Source organism: Candidatus Symbiopectobacterium sp. NZEC151 (genome assembly GCF_025962655.1).
Taxonomy (GTDB): Bacteria; Pseudomonadota; Gammaproteobacteria; order Enterobacterales; family Enterobacteriaceae; genus Symbiopectobacterium.
Genome location: NZ_JAGFPE010000005.1, coordinates 279,282 through 299,204 on the forward strand (window position 1 = coordinate 279,282; position 19,923 = coordinate 299,204).

The following is a 19,923-nucleotide window of genomic DNA, read 5'->3' on the forward strand; positions in this document are numbered from 1 at the left end:
ACAAATAGCTCCAGCAGTTATCACCGTAGTATCCACGCCTGTGGCCAACTTGCACCGAAACCTGGCTCAAATTGTGGGGAAGCTGGCGACCATTGCCTACAAAAGCCCTCATTGGGGAATGGACGGCACTCGTAGATAAGGTTATTTCTGGGCTGTAAAACACGTGTTCCTGCTCGGTAGGTGGATAGACCGCTTGGAAACACATGGTCGTAGTTGCCTGTGGGATAACCAGGATCTACAGGATATTCGGGATCGACAGGACCACCAGGATCTTTTGGAAAAACCAGCGCGGCATTGTGGCGTGTTTGATCGACCACTCGCCGGTTATCTTCCATTGTGGTTCCCATGGGGCGACCATTAGGTGCTAATAACGGGCTGGAAAACATATTGATTCTGCTGCAACCGTTGCAACTTGTCATCACTGTGCTAAACCCAGGAACCACTGCCGTATCCCGAAAACCAAATCCCCACGGGAAAAAGCGGTTTTGTTCGGTGTTTCGGTCATGCATGGCACCATAATTATGACCGAATTCATGTACATGGGTAAAATTATCGACGCATCTGTGCCAGACGGTGCTAAACCCCCAATACCTAAAGTGGTGTAAGGAGCCGTCCAAGTGGTTTCCTAACCCACAAACGCCATTATAGGCGACGACTAATTGAACCAGGTCTGCCCGTGCACGGTTACGTTGGTATGCTGCAAATTGACCCAACTCGTTATTGGGGGTCTGCATAGCCGCGAGTAATTGGTGCTGGTTTCGACCTCTCTCTGCGATATTGGTGACGATATCACTGACGGTATATCGTATTCTGAGATTGGTGTTAAGGGCATTTTGTTGCAATGTCTTGGCTGCCATGCTGATAAATCCCCTATAATTAGCTTCACCTATTTGATTAAAAGCTTCAGGGGTTGTGATCATTAAGATATTAATTTCGCTTGTTGCATTGGGGTTAAAAGGTGTTTGTGCTAAGTCTGTGGGTGGCGCTACTGGACTGGTCTCTGTGTCAGGGACATTTATAGGCTCACCCTCATCAGGGAACTTGCTGCTGTCCAGAGTGATAATTGCAACTCTATATTCATCTAATGGCTTGATTGTATATATTTTCCCTCTGATAGAGATCATTCCGGTGAGTCTGTTGTCTGCCCTAATCAGAGTCACAAAGCTGTCTACTGAATTTTGAAATACATTATCAATGTAACCTCCTTTGTTGACTTTTACAATTCTGCCTTGCCAAACGGCGGCCTGTGCATCTGTTGTTTCAAAACTGATAAGTTCTGAGCTAACCACCAAGTTAGTGTTTATGGGTATTTCTAGTTTTTTTATTTCATTGTTTAGCTGATAAATATTTAATTTCGCGACGACTAACTCTTGAGTGGTCGGCTCTCCCAGTAATATTTTTAGACTTTCTACAGAACTACCCTCATCATCAATATTATACAGATATACAGCGTAACTATTTGAGCTGAATGAAAATAATGATATGATTAATATCACTATGGCTTTATAGGCTTGCATACATACCTCTCTATAAATAAAATGAGACTGCTCATTATTTATGTTGGTAACAGATAGAATAACACGTTGATTTCACCTTGATAATTAACAGGTTAAGGTTTTTTGATTCTAAATTATTGTTTTATTTTGTGGTCTTTTTCTTATTTCTCTCTCTGGTTTTTTTAAGGCCCAGAGTTATATTCAGTATAATCTTGTTGTTAGTTTTTGTAGGGGGTTTTATCTATGATTGTTTTGTTATTGATGAATATAAGTTGTTAGGTATTGAATTATTTTTTTATTTATAGGTAGCCTTCAATTTATTTTTAAAGTGGTTTTTGACAATATTCATTGTTTATCAACAAAGTAATAATTAAGAAGTGTGATGTAATGATTAGATGCCTTGACAATATTTTTTCCAGGCTACATTGCGCTTCATTTTGTTTTCAGACATTCAGTAAAAATTTGCACTTAACGATAGCTAAGTAACCAATTGATAGCATAGGAAATTGACAAAGGGAGATAATTGATCGCTTGTCAAGTGTACGATAGATTGTCATTTAAAATGTAAATTCATGTTTACCTCTTTGTTGGCGGTTTGCTTTGCAAGTAGAGCGTTTATCTATGGTAACCGTTTGCTTGCTCGTATCACCCGACTGCTGAGCAGGGATGTCAAGTGAGTGTGTCACGAGGCTCTGAATCTCTCCTCCCGTCAGGTATGAAGTCCCAACCTATGGCAATTCACCGATGTAAGGAAGCAATCAATGCGTAAACCCAGCGAATATGCTAAATAATTCGCCGGATCATTCGCGACTGGTTTATTATTGCTAGTAAATCTAGCTCTTATGTGATTTATCGTCCGTGTTAGCCTCACTTTTGCTTCCTTTGGCTGTGATGCCTTGGTAGTGCAAAACAAGCGAGGGAGTGCTGCCAGCATGGGTTTTGATGATTTGACGAACGTTGATGCGATGAGCATGGTTGCGACGTTCTTACCGATACCCGAGGGTATCCGAGGTTTCTGTGCAGTTAACCAGTTTTACGGATTACGGATTACGCGCGCTTATCTACATGGCATCACTGCCTGAAGGCAAGATGACGAATATTACTGAAGTGACGCAAGTGTATGGCGTCTCTCGTAATCATATGGTCAAAATTATCAATCAACTTAGTCGGGCTGGCTTTGTGATGGCGGTGCGCGGAAAAAATGGCGGCATCCGTTTGGGCAAGCCCGCGGAAACCATCCGCATAGGCGATGTGGTGCGCGCGCTGGAGCCGCTGTCTCTGGTGAACTGCAACCATGAGTTTTGCCACATCACGCCGGCATGCCGGTTAAAACTGGTGCTGCAACAGGGCGTTCAGCGCTTTCTCTCCGAACTGGACCAACATACGTTGGCCGATATGGTGAAAGAGAACCCGCCGCTTTATAAATTATTGTTGGTTGAATGAAGTCCGTTCAGCCTTCTGCTGAAGACAACGGAGGAACCGCAATGTCCCAAGATCCATTCCTGGAACGTGAAGCAGAAAAATACGAATCACCCATCCCCAGTCGCGAATACATTCTGGCCCACATCGAAAAACGCAATACGCCCATCAGCCGTGACGAACTGGCAACCGATTTGGCATTGACGACGGAAGAGCAGCAAGAAGCGCTGCGCCGCCGTTTGCGCGCGATGGAGCGTGATGGTCAACTGGTGTTTACCCGCCGCCAATGCTATGCGCTGCCGGAAAAACTGGATTTGCTGCGCGGCACGGTCCTTGGCCACCGCGACGGCTTTGGTTTCCTGCGCGTAGAAGGGCGCAAGGACGACCTGTACCTGTCGGCTGAAGAGATGAAACGCACCATGCATGGCGACGTGGTGCTGGCGCAACCGCTGGGTGCCGATCGCAAAGGGCGGCGCGAAGGCCGTATCGTGCGGGTACTGGAACCGCGTACCGGGCAGATTGTCGGTCGCTACTTCCTCGATGCCGGTATGGGGTTTGTGGTGCCGGATGACAGCCGCCTGAGCTTCGACATCCTTATCCCGCAAGAGAACATCAACGGCGCTCGCATGGGCTACATGGTGGTGGTGGAGTTAACCCAGCGCCCAACGCGTCGCACCAAAGCCATCGGGAAGATTGTCGAGATCCTGGGCGATAAAATGGGCACCGGCATGGCGGTGGATATCGCGCTGCGCACCCACGATATCCCGCACACCTGGTCGAAACAGGTCGAAGAACAGATCAAAGATTTCAACGAACAGGTGCCGGAAAGTGCGAAAAAAGGGCGCGTTGATCTGCGCTCGCTGCCGCTGGTAACGATTGACGGTGAAGACGCGCGCGATTTTGACGATGCGGTCTACTGCGAGAAAAAACGCGGTGGTGGCTGGCGTCTGTGGGTTGCGATTGCCGATGTCAGCTATTACGTGCGCCCCAATACGCCGCTGGATCATGAAGCGCGGGCGCGCGGTACCTCGGTTTATTTCCCTTCGCAAGTGGTGCCGATGCTGCCGGAAGTGCTGTCTAACGGCCTGTGTTCGTTGAACCCGGACGTGGATCGGCTGTGTATGGTGTGCGAGATGACCATTTCTGCCACCGGCAAGCTGACGACCTACAAATTCTACGAAGCCGTGATGCGTTCCCATGCGCGCCTGACCTACACCAAGGTGTGGCATATGTTGCAAGGCGATGCGGAGCTGCGAGCGCATTACCAGCCGCTGGTAGGCGGATTGGAAGAGTTGCACAAGATGTATCAGGTGCTGGAAAAAGCGCGCGAAGAGCGCGGCGGCATTGCCTTTGAAACCGAAGAAGCGAAGTTTATTTTTAACGCGGAACGCCGTATCGAACGCGTGGAATCGATGGTGCGCAACGATGCGCACAAACTGATTGAAGAGTGCATGATCCTGGCTAACATCTCGGCGGCCCGGTTCGTTGAGAAAAATCAGGAGCCTGCGCTGTTCCGGGTGCACGATCGCCCGAGTGAAGACCATGTGCTGGCGTTGCGTAGCGTGCTGGGTGAGCTTGGGTTGACGCTGAAAGGCGGTATGAAACCGGAGCCCAAAGACTACGCCGAACTGATGACGCTGGTGGCGGAACGCCCCGATCATGAAATGCTGCAAACCATGATGCTGCGCTCGATGAAGCAGGCGATTTACGATCCGGAAAACCGCGGCCACTTTGGTCTGGCGCTGACGTCATACGGTCACTTTACGTCTCCGATTCGCCGCTATCCCGATCTGTCACTGCACCGCGGCATCAAGTATTTGTTGAGCGATCGCCGTGAACGCTGGACGCCGACCGGCGGCTGGCACAGCGATCTGAATGAGATGCTGCAACTGGGCATGCACTGTTCTTTGACCGAGCGACGTGCGGATGAAGCGACACGCGATGTCGCCGACTGGCTGAAGTGTGACTTTATGCAGGACCACGTGGGAGAATCCTTTACCGGGATCATCGCCAGCGTCACCGGCTTTGGCTTCTTCGTCCGCCTCAACGATCTGTTTATCGACGGTCTGGTGCATGTCTCCACGTTGGATAACGACTACTACCGTTATGACAATATAGGTCAACGCTTGATCGGTGAATCGAGCGGGCAAGTCTATCGTCTCGGTGACGAAGTCGAAATTCGCGTGGAAGCGGTCAATATGGACGAACGCAATATCGATTTCTCTCTGCTCTCCAGCACCCGTAAAGTGCGCGGTGAAGGCAAGACCGCACGCGACAAGGCGAAAAAACCTGTCCGCCGTGAGGCTCGGCCCCCACGTCGCGGTGGTAAGAAGCCGGCCAATTTTGAACCTGATAGCGCGTTCCGCAAGGACGAAAGCGCAGGGAAAAAGGCGGCGCCCGATAAGGTGAAAGCCAAGGCCAAAGCGAAGAAAAAGACCGACAAGACGCAGAAAAACGTCGAAAAAACGCGTAAGATCGCCGCCGCCACCAAGGCGAAACGCGCCAGTAAAAAGAACGCGGCACAGTAAATGCCCGCAGCGAACGGCGGAGTTTCCGCCGTTCGTTAACACACCACGTTTGAAGAGTATCAATGAGCGAAATTATTTACGGTATCCACGCAGTCAACGCCCTGTTAGAACGCGATCCGCAGCGTTTTCTGGAAGTGTTCATCCTGAAAGGGCGTGAAGATCGCCGCTTGCAACCGGTGATCGCCGCCCTGGAAGCCAATGGCATCGTGATTCAGGTGGCGAATCGTCAATGGCTGGATAGCAAGGTTGAAGGGGCGGTGCATCAGGGGATCGTGGCGCGGGTTAAAGAGGGGCGCCAGTATCAGGAAAACGATCTGCCGGCTCTGCTGGCAAGCGTAGCACAGCCGTTTTTATTGGTACTGGATGGTGTTACCGATCCTCACAACCTCGGTGCGTGCTTGCGTAACGCGGATGCCGCCGGGGTGCATGCGATCATTGTGCCGCGCGATCGTTCTGCGCAACTCAATGCCACCGCAAAAAAAGTGGCCTGCGGGGCCGCGGAAAATGTTCCGTTGATCCGCGTGACCAATCTGGCGCGCACGCTGCGCGTGTTGCAGGAAAATCAGGTGTGGATCGTTGGGACGGCGGGTGAAGCCGATCATACGCTCTACCAAAGCAAGCTGACTGGCCCGCTGGCGCTGGTAATGGGCGCGGAAGGGGAAGGGATGCGCCGCTTGACGCGTGAACACTGCGATGAGTTGATCAGTATCCCGATGGCCGGTAGCGTCTCGTCGCTTAACGTTTCCGTCGCGACCGGCGTTTGTCTGTTTGAGGCGGTCAGGCAGCGTCTGGCGTAACCACGCCGCTTTTGTACATCAGCGCGCTTGTTTAGCGGTACAGCACGGCGCGTGATGTCCACATGTTGGTCAATGCGTGCTCTTGCTTCAACGTGATGGTGTAATAGCGTGCGCCGTAAGCGTCCGCTTTTTGTTGAATGGCGCGATCGGCGTCGTCGGTACTGCCTCGCACGGTAACCGATATCGAACCCATTTTCTCTAAGGTGCCGGTTTGGGCATAGACGATAAGCTGCGCATGCGGTGTTGGCGGTGGCAGCGGCATGGGTTTGCCTTGAAAAGCGCTACAGGCGTACAGTAGCGTCGTGAGGGAAAGGGCGGTTAACCGCTTGAGCGCAGTCATAAGTTCCTTGCAACAATAAAAAAGGGCGCATGATGTTGCGCAGTGTAGCGCGGCGTGCCCTGAGTGAACAGGGGCGTTAAGCCCCTTTATGGTGACGCGTTATTTTACCAGATGAACGGATTTAACGTCGATTTCAACGCTATTCCAGTCTTTATCCACTTCGCCTTCAATGCGGATTTTGTCGTTGGGTGTGACCGTTTGCCCTGCCCAGCGCTTGTCATCGATATCAACATGGACGGTGCCAGAGCTGTCGCGGAACTCGTACAGTTCATGACCTAACTGCCGTACCAGATGACCTTCCAATACCACCCAGGCATCGTCCCTGAGTGTTTTAGCCTGTTCTACGGTGGTCAAACCGGGCACCGGGCCCTTAAATCCTCCCGAGGTAGCGCCTGCGCTGTTCGGCGCGACAAATCCCCCTTGTTGCGCCATCGCACCAACAGAAACCGCACCCAATAACAGGGCGATAAACGTTCTCTTCATCATGATGTCCTTAAGGGTTATGGCCTGAGGTAAATTGTGGACGGTTATGCTCTTATTCTCAAGAAATGAAACGCTTTATCCTGTCTGTTGCCGGTTTTGTTGTGTCTTATAGCAAGGGTGTTTTCTGTAACATGCTGTTTATTATTTGATTTATCATCCCGCCTTTTTTTCACTCTCTCTTTTGGCGTTTACTTGAGAAAGGTATCTTGTCATGACGTTGTTACTTCCTGTTTCGGGCTCGTCTTGCAGCCCGATGTGTTCTGTAATGTCACCGTCAGCGTGTAAAACCCCACATAAAACGGTCCATGGCGATCTCAAACCGTTACGGCACAAGCTACGTGCGGTTTCGGCTTCCCCACTGACGCTGATGTCCAGCGCTGAAACCTGTTGCACCGCACCCAAACCCGACAATAAGAGGGGGAACAAAGCGACGTCGCGCGTTAAAAAGACGCTGCTATTGGGCGGATTATTGCTGCTGGGCGGCATGGCGTGGCGTGGGGGAACGGCGGGGATCGGCATGCTCCGTTCACGATACCAGGATGAACCGGGGATGATCCCTCACGGTTTTTATCCTGGCAATGAGAGCGTGGCTGCGTTTTATCCCTATTTGCCGCCCTCTGGACATGCCGTTAGCGTGCCGGACCGTTTACCGCTAGCGCCAGAGGCAAGGGAACGCGCCAGCGCACCTGCTAAGGTGGAGAACGGGACGGATGCGCATCGGCATCTCGAGGTGCTATCAGACACAGAGCATGCTGCGCTGGCAGCGTATTTGCGGCAGTTTATGACCCTGGGAGGATGGCACCCGGATAAGGGGGCACGATTCCAGCGCGGTACGGAGAACCTACCTTCACCGGCTTCACGTTTTAGCCAGATGTACGACCGCGCTAAATTACCGGCAGCCGATAAGCCCCATATCATTGCGACATTGAGCGATGAATTTTTGCGTTTTCCGCCGCAAGAGATAAAAGCACGAGAGCCTGCGTACGCCTGGATGGTTCTCGATATGTTATTGCTGGGGTTGGGAGAGAAAGAGACGCCGTTTCGCCTCAGCTATCAAAAGCTGGGACGCGCCTCCCGGCGGCGGCTGACGAAATTCAGTCATATCCGCTACGTCAAACAGTATCTGGATGAAACGCCCCCGCATTTTGCACCGCGCCGCAAGACTGCCTTAGCGCAACAATTGATGAAAAAATATGCGTCAGTGTCGCGCCAGCATGCTATTCAGCACTCCGCTTACTGGCAGGCAAATGCGGCCGGTCTGAACCCGGTGATAACGGGCATCTATGATAAATACTATGCGCAACTGGCGGAGCATTTCCCACCTCCGGCGTTAAATCAATCTCATGACGTGATGCTTGGCCGCCGGATGCTCAACGGGCAGAGGCTCTACCTGCCCGTGCAGTTTACCACCAAAGAAATCTATCTGGGCGTTCACGCGCGCGAAGCCCTTGCCATGGGCGATCCCTCATTTTACTTCCCGCCCAACATCGACCACTTTGTACATCTGGTCAGTGTGGAGAAACCCAATATTGCAGATCGTATTTCCACTGAACTTGGCGCGTTGCTCAGTGAACTGAAGGTCAATGTAAAATTTCAGCGCTTGTTTGAGGCAACGCTCGATTTTCGCGCTATTGGTATTGTGATCCATGCGCTTGAAACGCTTCCTTCATCGGATATTCCCCCTGCCATTCGCTATTTCCTTGACGGGAAACTCAACCCACAACTGGTGACCATGAAGAATAACGTTGTCCCGCATCTTCTCGCCCTGTCTACGGTGCTTGATTCGCGCGTGGTGTATATTTCTCTAGCCCATTCAGAGGTGAAAATCGCCGATCGTTATGCGTTTGATGCTGAATGTGAAGCGTTCATCCGTAAGCATCTTTCGGTCTTTGATGAACAACGTCTGACCGCGGGGGAATTAAAACCCACGCTGATGTGTAATCCGGATATTTACCGGGGTATGGCATTGCCTGACTATTGCCTGCGACCCGCGTTGCAGTTGGAATATCGACCGCATTATCAGCATCAGCTTTATCAGGCGCTGGTGGATCAGTTAGCCAAGAACATTGATGCGGTGGTGTATACCCCTGATGAGTTTAGCCGCGATAAGCAGCTGATGTTTTACAAGCGGGTGTTGGCGACCACGGGCACTATTGCAGGCATACTGCTGATGGCCGTGACCGGGCCTGCGGGCGCTGCGGTTTGGGCGACCGTTGGGCTTTCCTCTGGTATCGGTGAAATTGCCGTCAATCTGCATCAGGCAGCCAGTACTGATAACGGCGTAGTGTATAAAAATGCGCTCTGCGAAGCCCAGATCGGCGCGTGGTTTCTGGCTTTCGGCACCCTGAGCGATGTCATCGGTGTCGGTCGTTTGAGTGTCAAACAAATACAGGCGCGCCAGGCGATGGCCTTTGCGGGCAAGCGTAAACCGCTGGTGCGTACATCTGCCCGAATAAAAGGCAACAAAATCAGGGGGGAGCGGCGCCACGGCGGCAAGCGGCTGTATAAAAACAGCCCCGATTTTACCTCCATCAATATACGCAACGCGCGCGACATTGGCACCGTCGGGTATCGCACTCTGGCGGATAACCATTATGTGCAGTTTTTTACCAGAAACCCCAAAGGGGCCAGGCAACAAGGGAGCAAAACCCTGGTGATTTCCGCCCATGGCGGATACGTCGATAGCGATATGACTCAGCCCAGCATTATGCTTCCCTCGGATATCACGTTGAAGATGCTCTCTCCGCATGGCACCTTTCTTGAGGATCCCGGTCTGGATGCCGTTATGAATGACGAGGCCGGTTTCCGGGCATTTTTAACGGTCAGAGGGAAAAAGCAGGAGACGCATTTTATCCCCCAGCACCACGATGAGTGGCGCTATGCCGACGATTATCAGCCTCACAGGGCAAAGAACAGCATGGGACGCTCGGAGGGGTTGCAAAATTATCGCCATTTCCATTATGAAGGTGACACAAAATGGAAGATCGGTCAGGCGTTGGTGAAAAATCGGCGACTGGCAGCGGAACACAAGGCCACGTTAAGCGATGTGCTGATCGTGAACACCGGGATCAAACTTGAAGTTGATACCGATCCGCTGTTGGCAAGCGTTCAGCGCGTAATTGATCTCGACCGGGAAGGGCAACTGCGCAATATGAAAGGAGAGCGCTATAACACGCTGGTGTTCTCCCATTGCCGCTGTAATTTTGCACTGCCTGAGGAACAGATATCGACGTACCGGTTGACGTATCCGCGACCGCCGAGCCTGACTGAGGGGCAGAGCCTGGTCAGGGTAACACGCACAACCTTGACGCGCGAACACGCGGGTCTGCCCTTCACGCGTAATGATACCGATCTGGGCGACGCCGCGTTATCGTTTAGCACATTACCTGTCGTGTAAACACCACCGGCCTCACGCTGCCTGAACGCAGCGGAGGCCAGGATGATGCCTGCGGTTAGCGTAACTGCGTCAGCGAATGGGTGGCCTCGTTAATCTGAAACACGCTAACCAGTTCGGTAAGATGATGGCCTTTCTGGCGCAATCCTTGTGCGGTGTATTCCGAATTACTCACCAACTCAGTGCTTTTCTGCGTCGCCTGACCAATCTGCACCACGGCGATATTGACCTGTTCGATGCCGGTTGATTGCTCGCGTGAGGCGGTGTCAATTTCATTGATGATGGTGCTGAGCTGATGAATACGTTGCAGCAAATCGTCCATCGCCGACTGGGTTTTGGCGGAGATACGGTAGCCCGCTTCAATTTTTTCCAGCGATTCGTTAATCAGCGTTTCAATTTCCTTGACCGCGGTTGCGCTGCGCTGTGCCAGTGCGCGCACTTCGGCGGCAACCACGGCGAAACCTTTACCGTGTTCCCCGGCGCGAGCCGCTTCTACCGCCGCGTTCAGTGCCAGAATATTGGTCTGAAACGCGATGGACTCGATCACCGAGGTGATGTCGGAAATGCGTTGCGATGAATCCTTGATGTCGCTCATGGTCGAGACGCTGTCGCTCACGCGCTCGCTGCCGTGCTGTGCGGCGTTTGCGCTCTCTTCCGCCAACTGGCGCACGCTGGAAACGTTGTCCGCATTCTGCCTCACCGTCGCTGAAATTTGCTCCATGCTGGCAGAGGTTTCCTCCACGCTGCTGGCCTGGCGGCTGATCTGCTCGCTGATGTTTTCACTATCCTGCGCCAGCGCATCGGTACTGGCGCTGATCTCTTCTGCGGAGGCACGCACCTGTGCGACGATGCGCGTCAGTCCTTGTCCGATGCCGTTAATGGCACCGATCAAGCGGCCCACTTCATCATTGCGTTGCGTGGTCAGCGTGGCTTGCAGGTTCCCGGCAGAGAACTGTTCCGCCACTTTCACCACGTCTTCCAGCGGTCGGCTGAGCCATTGGCGCGTCAGTAACATAAAGAACACGGCGAATATCAGCGTCAATAAGGCACCGCCTGCCAGAAACAGATTGCGCGTGTGAGTGATGTTAGCCAGCAGGCTGCTTTTGCTCAGCGTACCGACGATCACCCATCCCCACTGCGGCACTGCCTGAAACACCATCACTTGTTCCTGTTCGTTCGGCGACACGCTGTTATCTCGGTACTCCAGCGTACCGTCATGGGCGCCCAGAATGCGGTTCAGTGTGCCTTCAGACCAATCAGGACGCTGGTTAGCGCGCGTTGCGTGGTAGAGGTAATTACCAAGTTCGTTGCCTTTTTTCGCATTAATCACGAAGAAATGGCCATCTTCACCGATGCGCTTTTCCAAAATGCGTTGCTGCATCAGCGTGAATTCACGGGTGATATCGATGCCGACAAACTGGATACCGATAATCTGGCCTGACGTATCCTTGATAGGGGTGTATTGGGTGATGTACTGCTTGCCGAACAGCGGAGCCAGTCCGCTATAGGTTCCACCCTTCATAATGCTGGCGTAGGCGGCACTTTCTCTGTCGAGTCGGGTGCCGATGGCGCGGGTGCCATCCTCTTTTTTCAATGAGGTTGTGGTGCGCACAAAGTCATCACCATCACGCACAAACAGCGTTGAAATGGCGCCGGTGCGGCTGAGAAAATCATCCACGATGGCAGTATTCGCGTTCAACTGTGTGTCACCCGCTTTCAGCGTGGGCTGTGAACCCTCGCCGAACGGCACCCGTTGTGTGGTATCAATGCTGTATTGGGTAGGGAGGAAGCTGGCGAACAGCGTACTGTAGTTGCCCACTTCCGCTTGTAACCCGGCATCGTACATAGTGATCATGTCTGTTACACCGGTCACCTGGCTTTGCATATCGTGCAGCGTCAGCGCTTTTAACTGATCGCCCGCAGAACGCGTCAGTGACAGTGTGAAAACCAAAAACAGCACGGCCACACTCAGCGAGGCGATCGCTGAGAGCTTGATGCCTAAACCCCAGTGTCGAAAAGAAGAAAATTGCAGCATGCTATGTCTCTTTTATTAGTGCAATCCGTGCTGGAAAATGACCCATGATGTTGTCAACCGCCGGACCGCCAAGCGCCAGCAGTTAACGCCAGTAACGGCAGAGTAAGTAAATAATTCATCTGATTTGTGTAACTTTACATTGCAGTCTTGGTTATAAATCATTGCGAATTTGTATTTAAAAAAAATTTATTTTTGGTGATAGGGTGTTAGGCAACCCGAGTTTATGCTTAACGATGTGCGGAAAGAAAAAAGAGAGAGAACCCACATGGTAGAAATTTCGCCAGATACGCTGAACGGGATTAATGTCTTGCATGCAACCCCTAGCGGTAAGCAGGAGTATCCGTTACCGACGATATTCTTTTTTCATGGCTATACCTCGTCCAAGGAAGTATACGCCTATTTTGGCTATGCGTTAGCACAAGTGGGGTTTCGTGTTATTTTGCCTGACGCGGCGATGCACGGTGCGCGTTATGATGGCGATGAGGCCCGCCGTTTACGCCATTTCTGGGATATTCTGCAGTTTAACGTGCAGGAATTGCCGGGGTTGGTGGATGCCGCGCGCCAACGCGGATGGATTGCGGATGAGAAAATCGGCGTCGCGGGCGCATCGCTCGGTGGCATGACCGCGTTGGCCAGCATGGCACGCTATCCGTGGATTTCAGCCGTCGCGGCGTTTATGGGGTCCGGGTATTTTTCTGCGCTGTCGCGCTCGCTTTTCCCTCCGGTTCCCGTTGGGAGTCCGGGGTCTGACGATCTGTTGCGCCAGTTGGCGCAAACGCTGGTCAATTATGATGTCACCGATCGGCTGTCTGCGTTGGCAAATCGCCCGTTATTGCTGTGGCATGGCGATGCGGATGATGTGGTGCCCGCCGCCGATAGCGCGCGCTTGTATGAGGCACTGAAAGCGGATAATCAGCATCATAACGTCACCTACCTGACTGAACGTGACGTGGGGCACCGTATCACTCCGGTGGCGCTGACGGCGGGCAGCCGCTTCTTTACCCGGCATTTTGCCTCCGTGCCGCTGCCTGACGTATCCCATTGATGCAGTTTGGTTATTATTCAGGGTAGATGGATGCCATCTGCCAGTGGTTGAAGGCCAGGCAGTACGCCTCTCCATTTTCGGCATAAAGCGCGATACCGCGCCCTTCTGTTGGCGGATAAATGCGGCTGGTGAGACAGGTTTCCCCTTGATTGACAAAGACTTCCACCGAGGAGCGGTCGATAAAAATCCGCAGATCAAGCGTGTCACCGTCGGGCAGTGCCACACTGCGATAGCCGCCGACGCCCAGCCCCGATTGACTGCGATCCAACACCAAACGACGAGACTGGGTATCGACATAAAACCGGGTGATGTAGCGCCGATCGTCGCTAATGGCAATCTCGATGCCGAAGCGCTCCGCCTGGCTTTTTTTAATGTCCCACGTCAGGTGAATTTCTGCCTGAAGTGCGCTGATCCCCAGCCTGCGCCGCTGGTTATTCAGGGAGAAGGCGGGCAGTGAGTGTGCTTCTCGGCGCAGTGCTTCCAGTTCCCGCACCGGCACCATTCTGACGCGCCCTTGCGCATCCAGCGTCAGTTCACGTGGTAACGTGAGGCATCCGGCCCAACCGTCGGCCTGGGTTGGCCTATCGGACTCCCACATATCCATCCAGCCGAACAGCAAGCGGCGTCCATCGGCAGCCACGAAAGATTGTGGCGCATAGAAATCGTGCCCGGCATCCAATTCCTGAAAATGCTGCTCAAGCGTAAAGGGATGGTCCGGTTGCCAGCGCCCTAGAAGATAGCCGCTCTGAAAGCGATTACGGTAGCGATAGCCTTCAGGCGTCATGCCCTGTGGTGAAAACATCAGCAGGTATTTGTCGCCCAGCGGGAAGAAATCCGGGCATTCCCACATATAGCCCAACCAGCGATCGGCTTTAGCCAACACCCCTTCCAGACGCCATTGGAATAGCGAGGTGCCGCTGTAGAGCAAGACCTGACCAACATCATTGGCATCACGTGCGCCGACCACCATAAACCAGCGGCCATGCTGCTTCCAGACCTTGGGATCGCGGAAATGCATGATTCCGTCGGGCGGGGTGGCAATCACGCCGTGTTTGGTGAAATGGAGGCCATCTTCGCTGGTGGCAATGCATTGTACCTGGCGGATCGCGCCGTCATTGCCGACACCCTGTAACCATACGTGGCCGGTATAGATGAGCGTAAGAAGGCCATTGTCATTCACGGCGCAGCCTGAAAAACACCCGTCCCTATCGAACGCATCGCCAGGTGCCAGCGCAATGGGTTGATGCTGCCAGTACACCAAATCGTGGCTGGTCATGTGCCCCCAATGCATTGGGCCCCCGTGTTCATCATAAGGATGGTGTTGATAAAACACATGATAGAGACCATCACAGTACGCCAGCCCGTTCGGATCGTTCATCCAGCCCGTGGGTGGGGCGAGATGGAAAGCCGGGTAAAAACGCGCTTTTCGCTGCTTTTCCAGCAGGCGCTGAGCCTTGCTGTCATCGTGAAGCATTTGGTTTTTTATCATGGCATGCACCTGTCATCGTTGCTGAACAACGGTTCCACTGGAGAGAGCCGCCCGGATTGGATGATAAAAATTGTTGACGTTAACACTGAGGCTGGCAAACGGTCGTATCGGGTAACTGGGAGATATATCACGATTACTGGCGCTAACTCGTTAATAATACGTGATTTGTATTGATTTTTGTAAGTTTGGTTTCCTAAAAGCGGCGCAGAAGCCATGACGAAACGGCGAGAGAACGTCTTGCGCTTATTAACAGGGATAAGTATACTGACGCGTCATTTTTTCAGCCGCATACACACACGTTCCTTGCTTCCATGGGCCGCGGCTGACCCTGACAGGAGGCTGAAAAATCCGTAAGGAGCTATTCGATGCGTCATTACGAAATCGTATTTATGGTCCATCCTGACCAAAGCGAACAGGTTCCGGGCATGATCGAGCGCTACACTGGTGCTATCACTGGTGCAGAAGGCAAGATCCACCGTCTGGAAGACTGGGGCCGCCGTCAGCTGGCTTACCCGATCAACAAACTGCACAAGGCTCACTACGTTCTGCTGAACGTTGAAGCACCGCAGGAAGTGATCGATGAGCTGGAAACTAACTTCCGCTTCAACGATGCCGTTATCCGCAGCATGGTTATGCGTACCAAACACGCTGTAACTGAAGCGTCTCCAATGGTGAAAGCGAAAGACGAACGCCGTGAGCGTCGTGATGAATACGCTGAAGCCGGTGATGATGCTGAAGCTGGGGATTCTGAAGAGTAATTGCCGTGGCGACCGCTAATCGTCTGGAACTGTCTGGCATGATATGCAAGGCACCGGTACGAAAGGTCAGCCCGTCGGGCATTCCTCACTGCCAGTTTGTGCTTGAGCACCGCTCGGTACAGGAGGAAGCCGGACTCCGTCGGCAAGCGTGGTGTCGTATGCCCGTGATTGTCAGCGGACGTGAGTCGCAAGCAATTACCCACAGTATAACGGTCGGTATGCACATCAGGGTTCGAGGCTTTATTTGCAGCCATCAAGGTCGCAATGGGCTGAACAAACTGGTGTTACATGCCGAGCAGATTGAATTGATAGATTCTGGAGACTAGCCAAATGGCACGTTATTTCCGTCGTCGCAAGTTCTGCCGTTTCACCGCGGAAGGCGTTCAAGAGATCGACTATAAAGATATCGCAACGCTGAAAAACTACATCACTGAAAGTGGTAAAATTGTCCCGAGCCGTATCACCGGTACTCGTGCCAAGTATCAGCGTCAACTGGCCCGTGCTATCAAGCGCGCGCGCTACCTGTCTTTGTTGCCGTACACTGATCGTCATCAGTAATCGGCCACAGTCCACTAACGAGACTTTGAGAGGATAAGGTAATGCAAGTTATTCTGCTTGATAAAGTAGCAAATCTGGGCAGCCTGGGTGATCAGGTAAACGTTAAAGCGGGCTATGCTCGTAACTTCCTGGTTCCGCAGGGCAAAGCTGTGCCGGCAACCAAGAAAAACGTTGAGTTCTTCGAAGCGCGTCGCGCAGAACTGGAAGCCAAACTGGCTGACGTTCTGGCTGCTGCTCAAGCGCGTGCTACGCAACTGACTGAACTGGGTACCGTTACCCTCGCGTCCAAAGCGGGCGACGAAGGCAAACTGTTCGGTTCTATCGGTACGCGTGACATCGCTGATGCTGTTACCGCTGCTGGCGTTGCTATCGCAAAAAGCGAAGTTCGCCTGCCAAACGGTGTACTGCGTACGCTGGGCGACCACGAAGTGAGCTTCCAGGTTCACAGCGATGTGTTCGCTACGCTGAACGTGCTGGTAGTTGCTGAATAAGCAATGCCACTGTGCCTTCGGGCGCTGAGCGTTATGCGTGAAACGCCGACCTTCGGGTCGGCGTTTTGCATTTTATGGATTATGGGTAAGCACAATAAAGGCATTTGGGCGTATGCTAACCCGGTTTATGACGGGAGGTTATCGCTATGTCCGCAGCCGTTGATGTGCCGCGTATTCATTTACAGCGAGTTTATGATGCGCAATTGCCCTTTGCACACCCCGCGTTTCTGGTGGATAGACTCTGGCCGCGCGGCGTTCGAAAAGAGCGCCTGGAAGGCGCGCAGTGGCTTAAAGAGGTTGCGCCCAGCACTGCACTGCGTCAGGCATTCCACGCAGCGCCAGACGGGTGGGACGCGTTTGTTGCGCACTATCGTGCCGAACTGGCGCAGCAAAGCAGTTGGCAGATGATTACGTCGGCGTTAGCCTGCTCGGGTGAAGTCACATTGCTCTATGCCAGCAAAGACCCGCAGCGCAATCATGCGCAGGTACTGCGGGATTTTCTGCTCGCGCAATGCAATGCCTGAAGGATCTTAACGCGTGCGGAGAAATACGCCGTCGGATTGGCGCGTGAAGTGCACCCGTTGGCCATCTGCCGTTTCAATCTCCAGTTCAGACACCATTCCCTGCGCATTGAGCCGCAGCTTGACCTGTTGCCCGGCACGCAGGTTGCTCAGCGGCTTGTCCCTTCCTTCCACCTGAGCCATCGCAAAGACATCATTGACGGGCAGGTTGTTGTCCCTGAACAGTTGCGCCAGCGTTTGCCCTGCGGCAATCGGATAGGTCTGCCAGGCCGGTGCGGCTGTTTCCACCGGCGCTGGCGTGCTATCAGCGAGGTTGGCGTGCATCGGCGCCGATTCATTCAGTGCGATGGGCGTGGCTGATGGCGGAGTGCGTGATGTTGGCGGCGAATAGGGCCACAGCAGCGCAATCAGCAGCAGTGCAAAGGCAATCAGAATCGCACGGCGGTGGAAGGCTGGCAGCGGATCCATCCAGTGGTAGCTGTCTGGGTGATGCCACAGGCTTCTCAATTTATCCCGCACGCGCTCACGCTGTGCTGACAGGATGAGAGAGGGCGCATAACGCTGTTTTTCGGCCCGAGCCAAAGGCAAACGCGGCAGAACGCGTAGAACGCTGCGAATCAGCGCTTGATAATCCCTTGCGGGGGCTACTCGTTTCCTGGGCGCGATTCTGCCCATGGTGACCTCTCTTGCAACGATAGCAACCTGTAAAGCTGCCCAGTATATAGGTAACGCGCCAACGAAAGTAATACAAGAGTCATAATCGCTAACGTGTTGATGCTTAAGGTAACAAATTTGAGAGAAAGTGGAACCCTTAGTATAGAATAGGGCGTGGTATTCGCTCGCCTTTCATACTGGCAGAGCCGGTTTTCTTCGCTGTGCGCCGACTTTCGCGCTAGCCGCGCGCCGCGGACAAGATAACGATCGCACAGAAGATTTTACCCTGCCGTCCAGCGCTGTTATGCTGCGTTTTCATTTTTTTACACAATGAGGAACATCCATGAGCACCCCTTCTTACGAGAGCGTTGAGGCGCAGGCCAGTTACGGTATTGGTTTGCAGGTTGGCCAACAGTTGCAAGAATCTGGCCTGGAAGGGCTAATCCCTGAAGCGTTGGTGGCCGGTCTGCGTGATGCACTGGCAGGCAATGCGCCCGCCGTGCCTGTGGATGTTGTACATCGTGCGCTGCGTGAAATTCATGAACGTGCTGATGCGGTGCGCCGTGAGCGCCAGCAAGCGTTGGCCGTTGAAGGACAACATTTCCTGGCTGACAATGCCGGTAAAGACGGCGTCAACCAGACGGAGTCTGGTTTGCAATTCCGCGTGCTGACTCAGGGTGAAGGGGCGATCCCTGCACGACAAGATCGCGTGCGTGTGCACTACACCGGCCGCCTGATCGATGGCAGCGTGTTCGACAGCTCCGTGCAGCGCGGGCAGCCGGCAGAGTTTCCAGTAAGCGGTGTTATTCCTGGCTGGATTGAAGCGCTGACGCTGATGCCGGTCGGTTCCAAATGGGAACTCTATATTCCGCACGATCTGGCCTATGGCGAACGTGGTGCTGGTGCATCCATTCCGCCGTTCAGCGCGCTGATTTTCGAAGTCGAGCTGCTGGAAATCCTCTAATGCAGGCGCAGGGGGCATTGAATGATGCTCCCTGCAAATGCTGATCAAGACAGTTCAAACGGGCGGATTCACTGCCAGGTGCGACATGATATCGCCGACGGCTTCACCCGGCGTTGATCAACGCCGGAGAGTGTAACGCTGGCAACAAAGACAATGACGCAGGGAACGCTGTGCAGCCTATTACCCGACCGCACAGTGTAATACCGCGATTCTGCGTTATTCGCCGCGCAGCGCCCGGGGGAACAGGATGTTGTTCTCCAGATGGATATGTTCCATCAGGTCGCTGATAAACACGTTGATACCGGCGTACAGCGCGCGCCAGGTGTTGCAGGCGTTTTCCGGCGGAGTCACGTTGTTGGTCAGGTTTTTCACCACTTCCAACTGTTGTCCCGCGTCATCATGCTCATGTTCCATCACCGAGATTGGGCCAGAGGCTTGTGCGCCCATACCCGCCTGAATCATCGGGAACAGAATGCGCTCTTCTTTCATCATGTGCTGCGACAGATCGTCAAGGATCAAGGTTAACTGCGCGGACAGTCCGCGCGGGCACGCCGATTTTTCATGGTGAACGCGCTCCACTTTTTCAGCCATCAGGATCAATTCCGGTAACTGCTCGCGGTGACGATCGTGATAACGCTGGATGATGTGGGGAATGATGTCGCCCAGCGGTGCTGAAGGCCAGTGGGTTTCTGTTGAAGGTTGCTCCGCCAGAGCGCTCAGGCGCGCTTCCAGTGCCTCAATGTCCAGCTCCAGCTTGTTGGCGGCACGCAGCAGCGTTTGCTTGCCGCCGCAGCAAAAATCGAGATTAAATTCACGGAAAAGTACAGTAGCGCGAGGAATGGCAATAGCCAATTCCCCCAGCGTACGATCGCGGTAATGCATGATAAGGCCCTCAGCGGTGAAAACATTAAGATGTATTTTAAATGCATCTTATGGCGATGGATATAACTA

General features: G+C 53.2%; 18 protein-coding genes. 11 read left to right on the forward strand and 7 right to left on the reverse strand.

What is annotated here, in order from left to right; genetic code table 11:
* Positions 1-20: 20 nt before the first annotated feature.
* Positions 21-1,517, reverse strand: a complete 1,497-nt coding sequence (locus J5067_RS16630; RefSeq protein WP_264644676.1) for a zinc-dependent metalloprotease family protein — start codon at positions 1,515-1,517, stop codon at positions 21-23.
* 996 nt (positions 1,518-2,513) lie between these two features.
* On the opposite strand from J5067_RS16630, the gene nsrR reads away from it, so the two are divergent.
* From nsrR to rlmB, 3 genes are all read left to right on the forward strand, one after another.
* Positions 2,514-2,939 (forward strand): nitric oxide-sensing transcriptional repressor NsrR, encoded by a 426-nt coding sequence (gene nsrR / locus J5067_RS16635; protein WP_264644677.1) that lies wholly within the window; start codon positions 2,514-2,516, stop codon positions 2,937-2,939.
* A 41-nt stretch (positions 2,940-2,980) separates the two neighbouring features.
* Entirely contained in the window at positions 2,981-5,443 is a 2,463-nt protein-coding gene (rnr, locus tag J5067_RS16640; protein WP_264644678.1) for a ribonuclease R, read from the forward strand.
* Between the two features lie 62 nt (positions 5,444-5,505).
* Positions 5,506-6,240 carry a 23S rRNA (guanosine(2251)-2'-O)-methyltransferase RlmB gene (rlmB, locus tag J5067_RS16645; RefSeq protein ID WP_264644679.1) on the forward strand — a complete coding sequence of 245 codons (735 nt, stop codon included), beginning with the start codon at positions 5,506-5,508 and terminating at the stop codon, positions 6,238-6,240.
* Between the two features lie 31 nt (positions 6,241-6,271).
* Here the strand turns inward: rlmB and bsmA are convergent, their stop codons facing one another.
* Complete coding sequence (gene bsmA, locus J5067_RS16650) at positions 6,272-6,580, reverse strand: biofilm peroxide resistance protein BsmA (protein ID WP_264644680.1); 309 nt, start codon at positions 6,578-6,580, stop codon at positions 6,272-6,274.
* 99 nt (positions 6,581-6,679) lie between these two features.
* On the reverse strand, positions 6,680-7,063 hold the full coding sequence (locus J5067_RS16655; RefSeq protein WP_264644777.1) for a YgiW/YdeI family stress tolerance OB fold protein: 384 nt from the start codon (positions 7,061-7,063) through the stop codon (positions 6,680-6,682).
* A 265-nt stretch (positions 7,064-7,328) separates the two neighbouring features.
* Here J5067_RS16655 and J5067_RS16660 point away from each other — a divergent pair, with 265 nt between their 5' ends.
* Complete coding sequence (locus J5067_RS16660; protein WP_264644681.1) at positions 7,329-10,460, forward strand: putative adhesin; 3,132 nt, start codon at positions 7,329-7,331, stop codon at positions 10,458-10,460.
* Between the two features lie 55 nt (positions 10,461-10,515).
* Here the strand turns inward: J5067_RS16660 and J5067_RS16665 are convergent, their stop codons facing one another.
* Positions 10,516-12,492, reverse strand: coding sequence for a methyl-accepting chemotaxis protein (locus J5067_RS16665; RefSeq protein WP_264644682.1), 1,977 nt, complete (start codon positions 12,490-12,492; stop codon positions 10,516-10,518).
* A gap of 265 nt (positions 12,493-12,757) precedes the next feature.
* Here J5067_RS16665 and yjfP point away from each other — a divergent pair, with 265 nt between their 5' ends.
* Positions 12,758-13,537 carry an esterase gene (gene yjfP / locus J5067_RS16670; protein ID WP_264644683.1) on the forward strand — a complete coding sequence of 260 codons (780 nt, stop codon included), beginning with the start codon at positions 12,758-12,760 and terminating at the stop codon, positions 13,535-13,537.
* 13 nt (positions 13,538-13,550) lie between these two features.
* On the opposite strand, the gene J5067_RS16675 is transcribed toward yjfP, so the two are convergent.
* A complete protein-coding gene (locus J5067_RS16675) occupies positions 13,551-15,011 on the reverse strand; it encodes a glycoside hydrolase family 32 protein (RefSeq protein ID WP_264644778.1) in 1,461 nt (486 codons plus the stop codon).
* A 380-nt stretch (positions 15,012-15,391) separates the two neighbouring features.
* Between J5067_RS16675 and rpsF the strand changes: the two genes are divergently transcribed.
* From rpsF to J5067_RS16700, 5 genes are all read left to right on the forward strand, one after another.
* The gene (gene rpsF, locus J5067_RS16680) at positions 15,392-15,784 is read left to right on the forward strand and encodes a 30S ribosomal protein S6 (RefSeq protein ID WP_195312177.1); all 393 of its coding nucleotides are present in this window, start codon (positions 15,392-15,394) and stop codon (positions 15,782-15,784) included.
* Positions 15,785-15,789: 5 nt separating this feature from the next.
* Positions 15,790-16,110, forward strand: coding sequence for a primosomal replication protein N (gene priB, locus J5067_RS16685; RefSeq protein ID WP_264651586.1), 321 nt, complete (start codon positions 15,790-15,792; stop codon positions 16,108-16,110).
* Positions 16,111-16,114: 4 nt separating this feature from the next.
* Positions 16,115-16,342, forward strand: coding sequence for a 30S ribosomal protein S18 (rpsR, locus tag J5067_RS16690; RefSeq protein WP_000135199.1), 228 nt, complete (start codon positions 16,115-16,117; stop codon positions 16,340-16,342).
* Between the two features lie 41 nt (positions 16,343-16,383).
* Positions 16,384-16,833: a 50S ribosomal protein L9 gene (rplI, locus tag J5067_RS16695; protein WP_264644684.1), complete on the forward strand. Its 450-nt coding sequence runs from the start codon at positions 16,384-16,386 to the stop codon at positions 16,831-16,833.
* 146 nt (positions 16,834-16,979) lie between these two features.
* On the forward strand, positions 16,980-17,357 hold the full coding sequence (locus J5067_RS16700; RefSeq protein ID WP_264644685.1) for a DUF488 domain-containing protein: 378 nt from the start codon (positions 16,980-16,982) through the stop codon (positions 17,355-17,357).
* Positions 17,358-17,363: 6 nt separating this feature from the next.
* Here J5067_RS16700 and J5067_RS16705 read toward each other — a convergent pair whose 3' ends face one another.
* Complete coding sequence (locus tag J5067_RS16705) at positions 17,364-18,029, reverse strand: LysM-like peptidoglycan-binding domain-containing protein (protein ID WP_264651587.1); 666 nt, start codon at positions 18,027-18,029, stop codon at positions 17,364-17,366.
* A gap of 322 nt (positions 18,030-18,351) precedes the next feature.
* Here J5067_RS16705 and fklB point away from each other — a divergent pair, with 322 nt between their 5' ends.
* Entirely contained in the window at positions 18,352-18,972 is a 621-nt protein-coding gene (gene fklB / locus J5067_RS16710; RefSeq protein ID WP_264644687.1) for an FKBP-type peptidyl-prolyl cis-trans isomerase, read from the forward strand.
* Positions 18,973-19,188: 216 nt separating this feature from the next.
* Here the strand turns inward: fklB and ytfE are convergent, their stop codons facing one another.
* On the reverse strand, positions 19,189-19,854 hold the full coding sequence (gene ytfE, locus J5067_RS16715; protein ID WP_264644688.1) for an iron-sulfur cluster repair protein YtfE: 666 nt from the start codon (positions 19,852-19,854) through the stop codon (positions 19,189-19,191).
* Between the last annotated feature and the right edge of the window lie 69 nt (positions 19,855-19,923).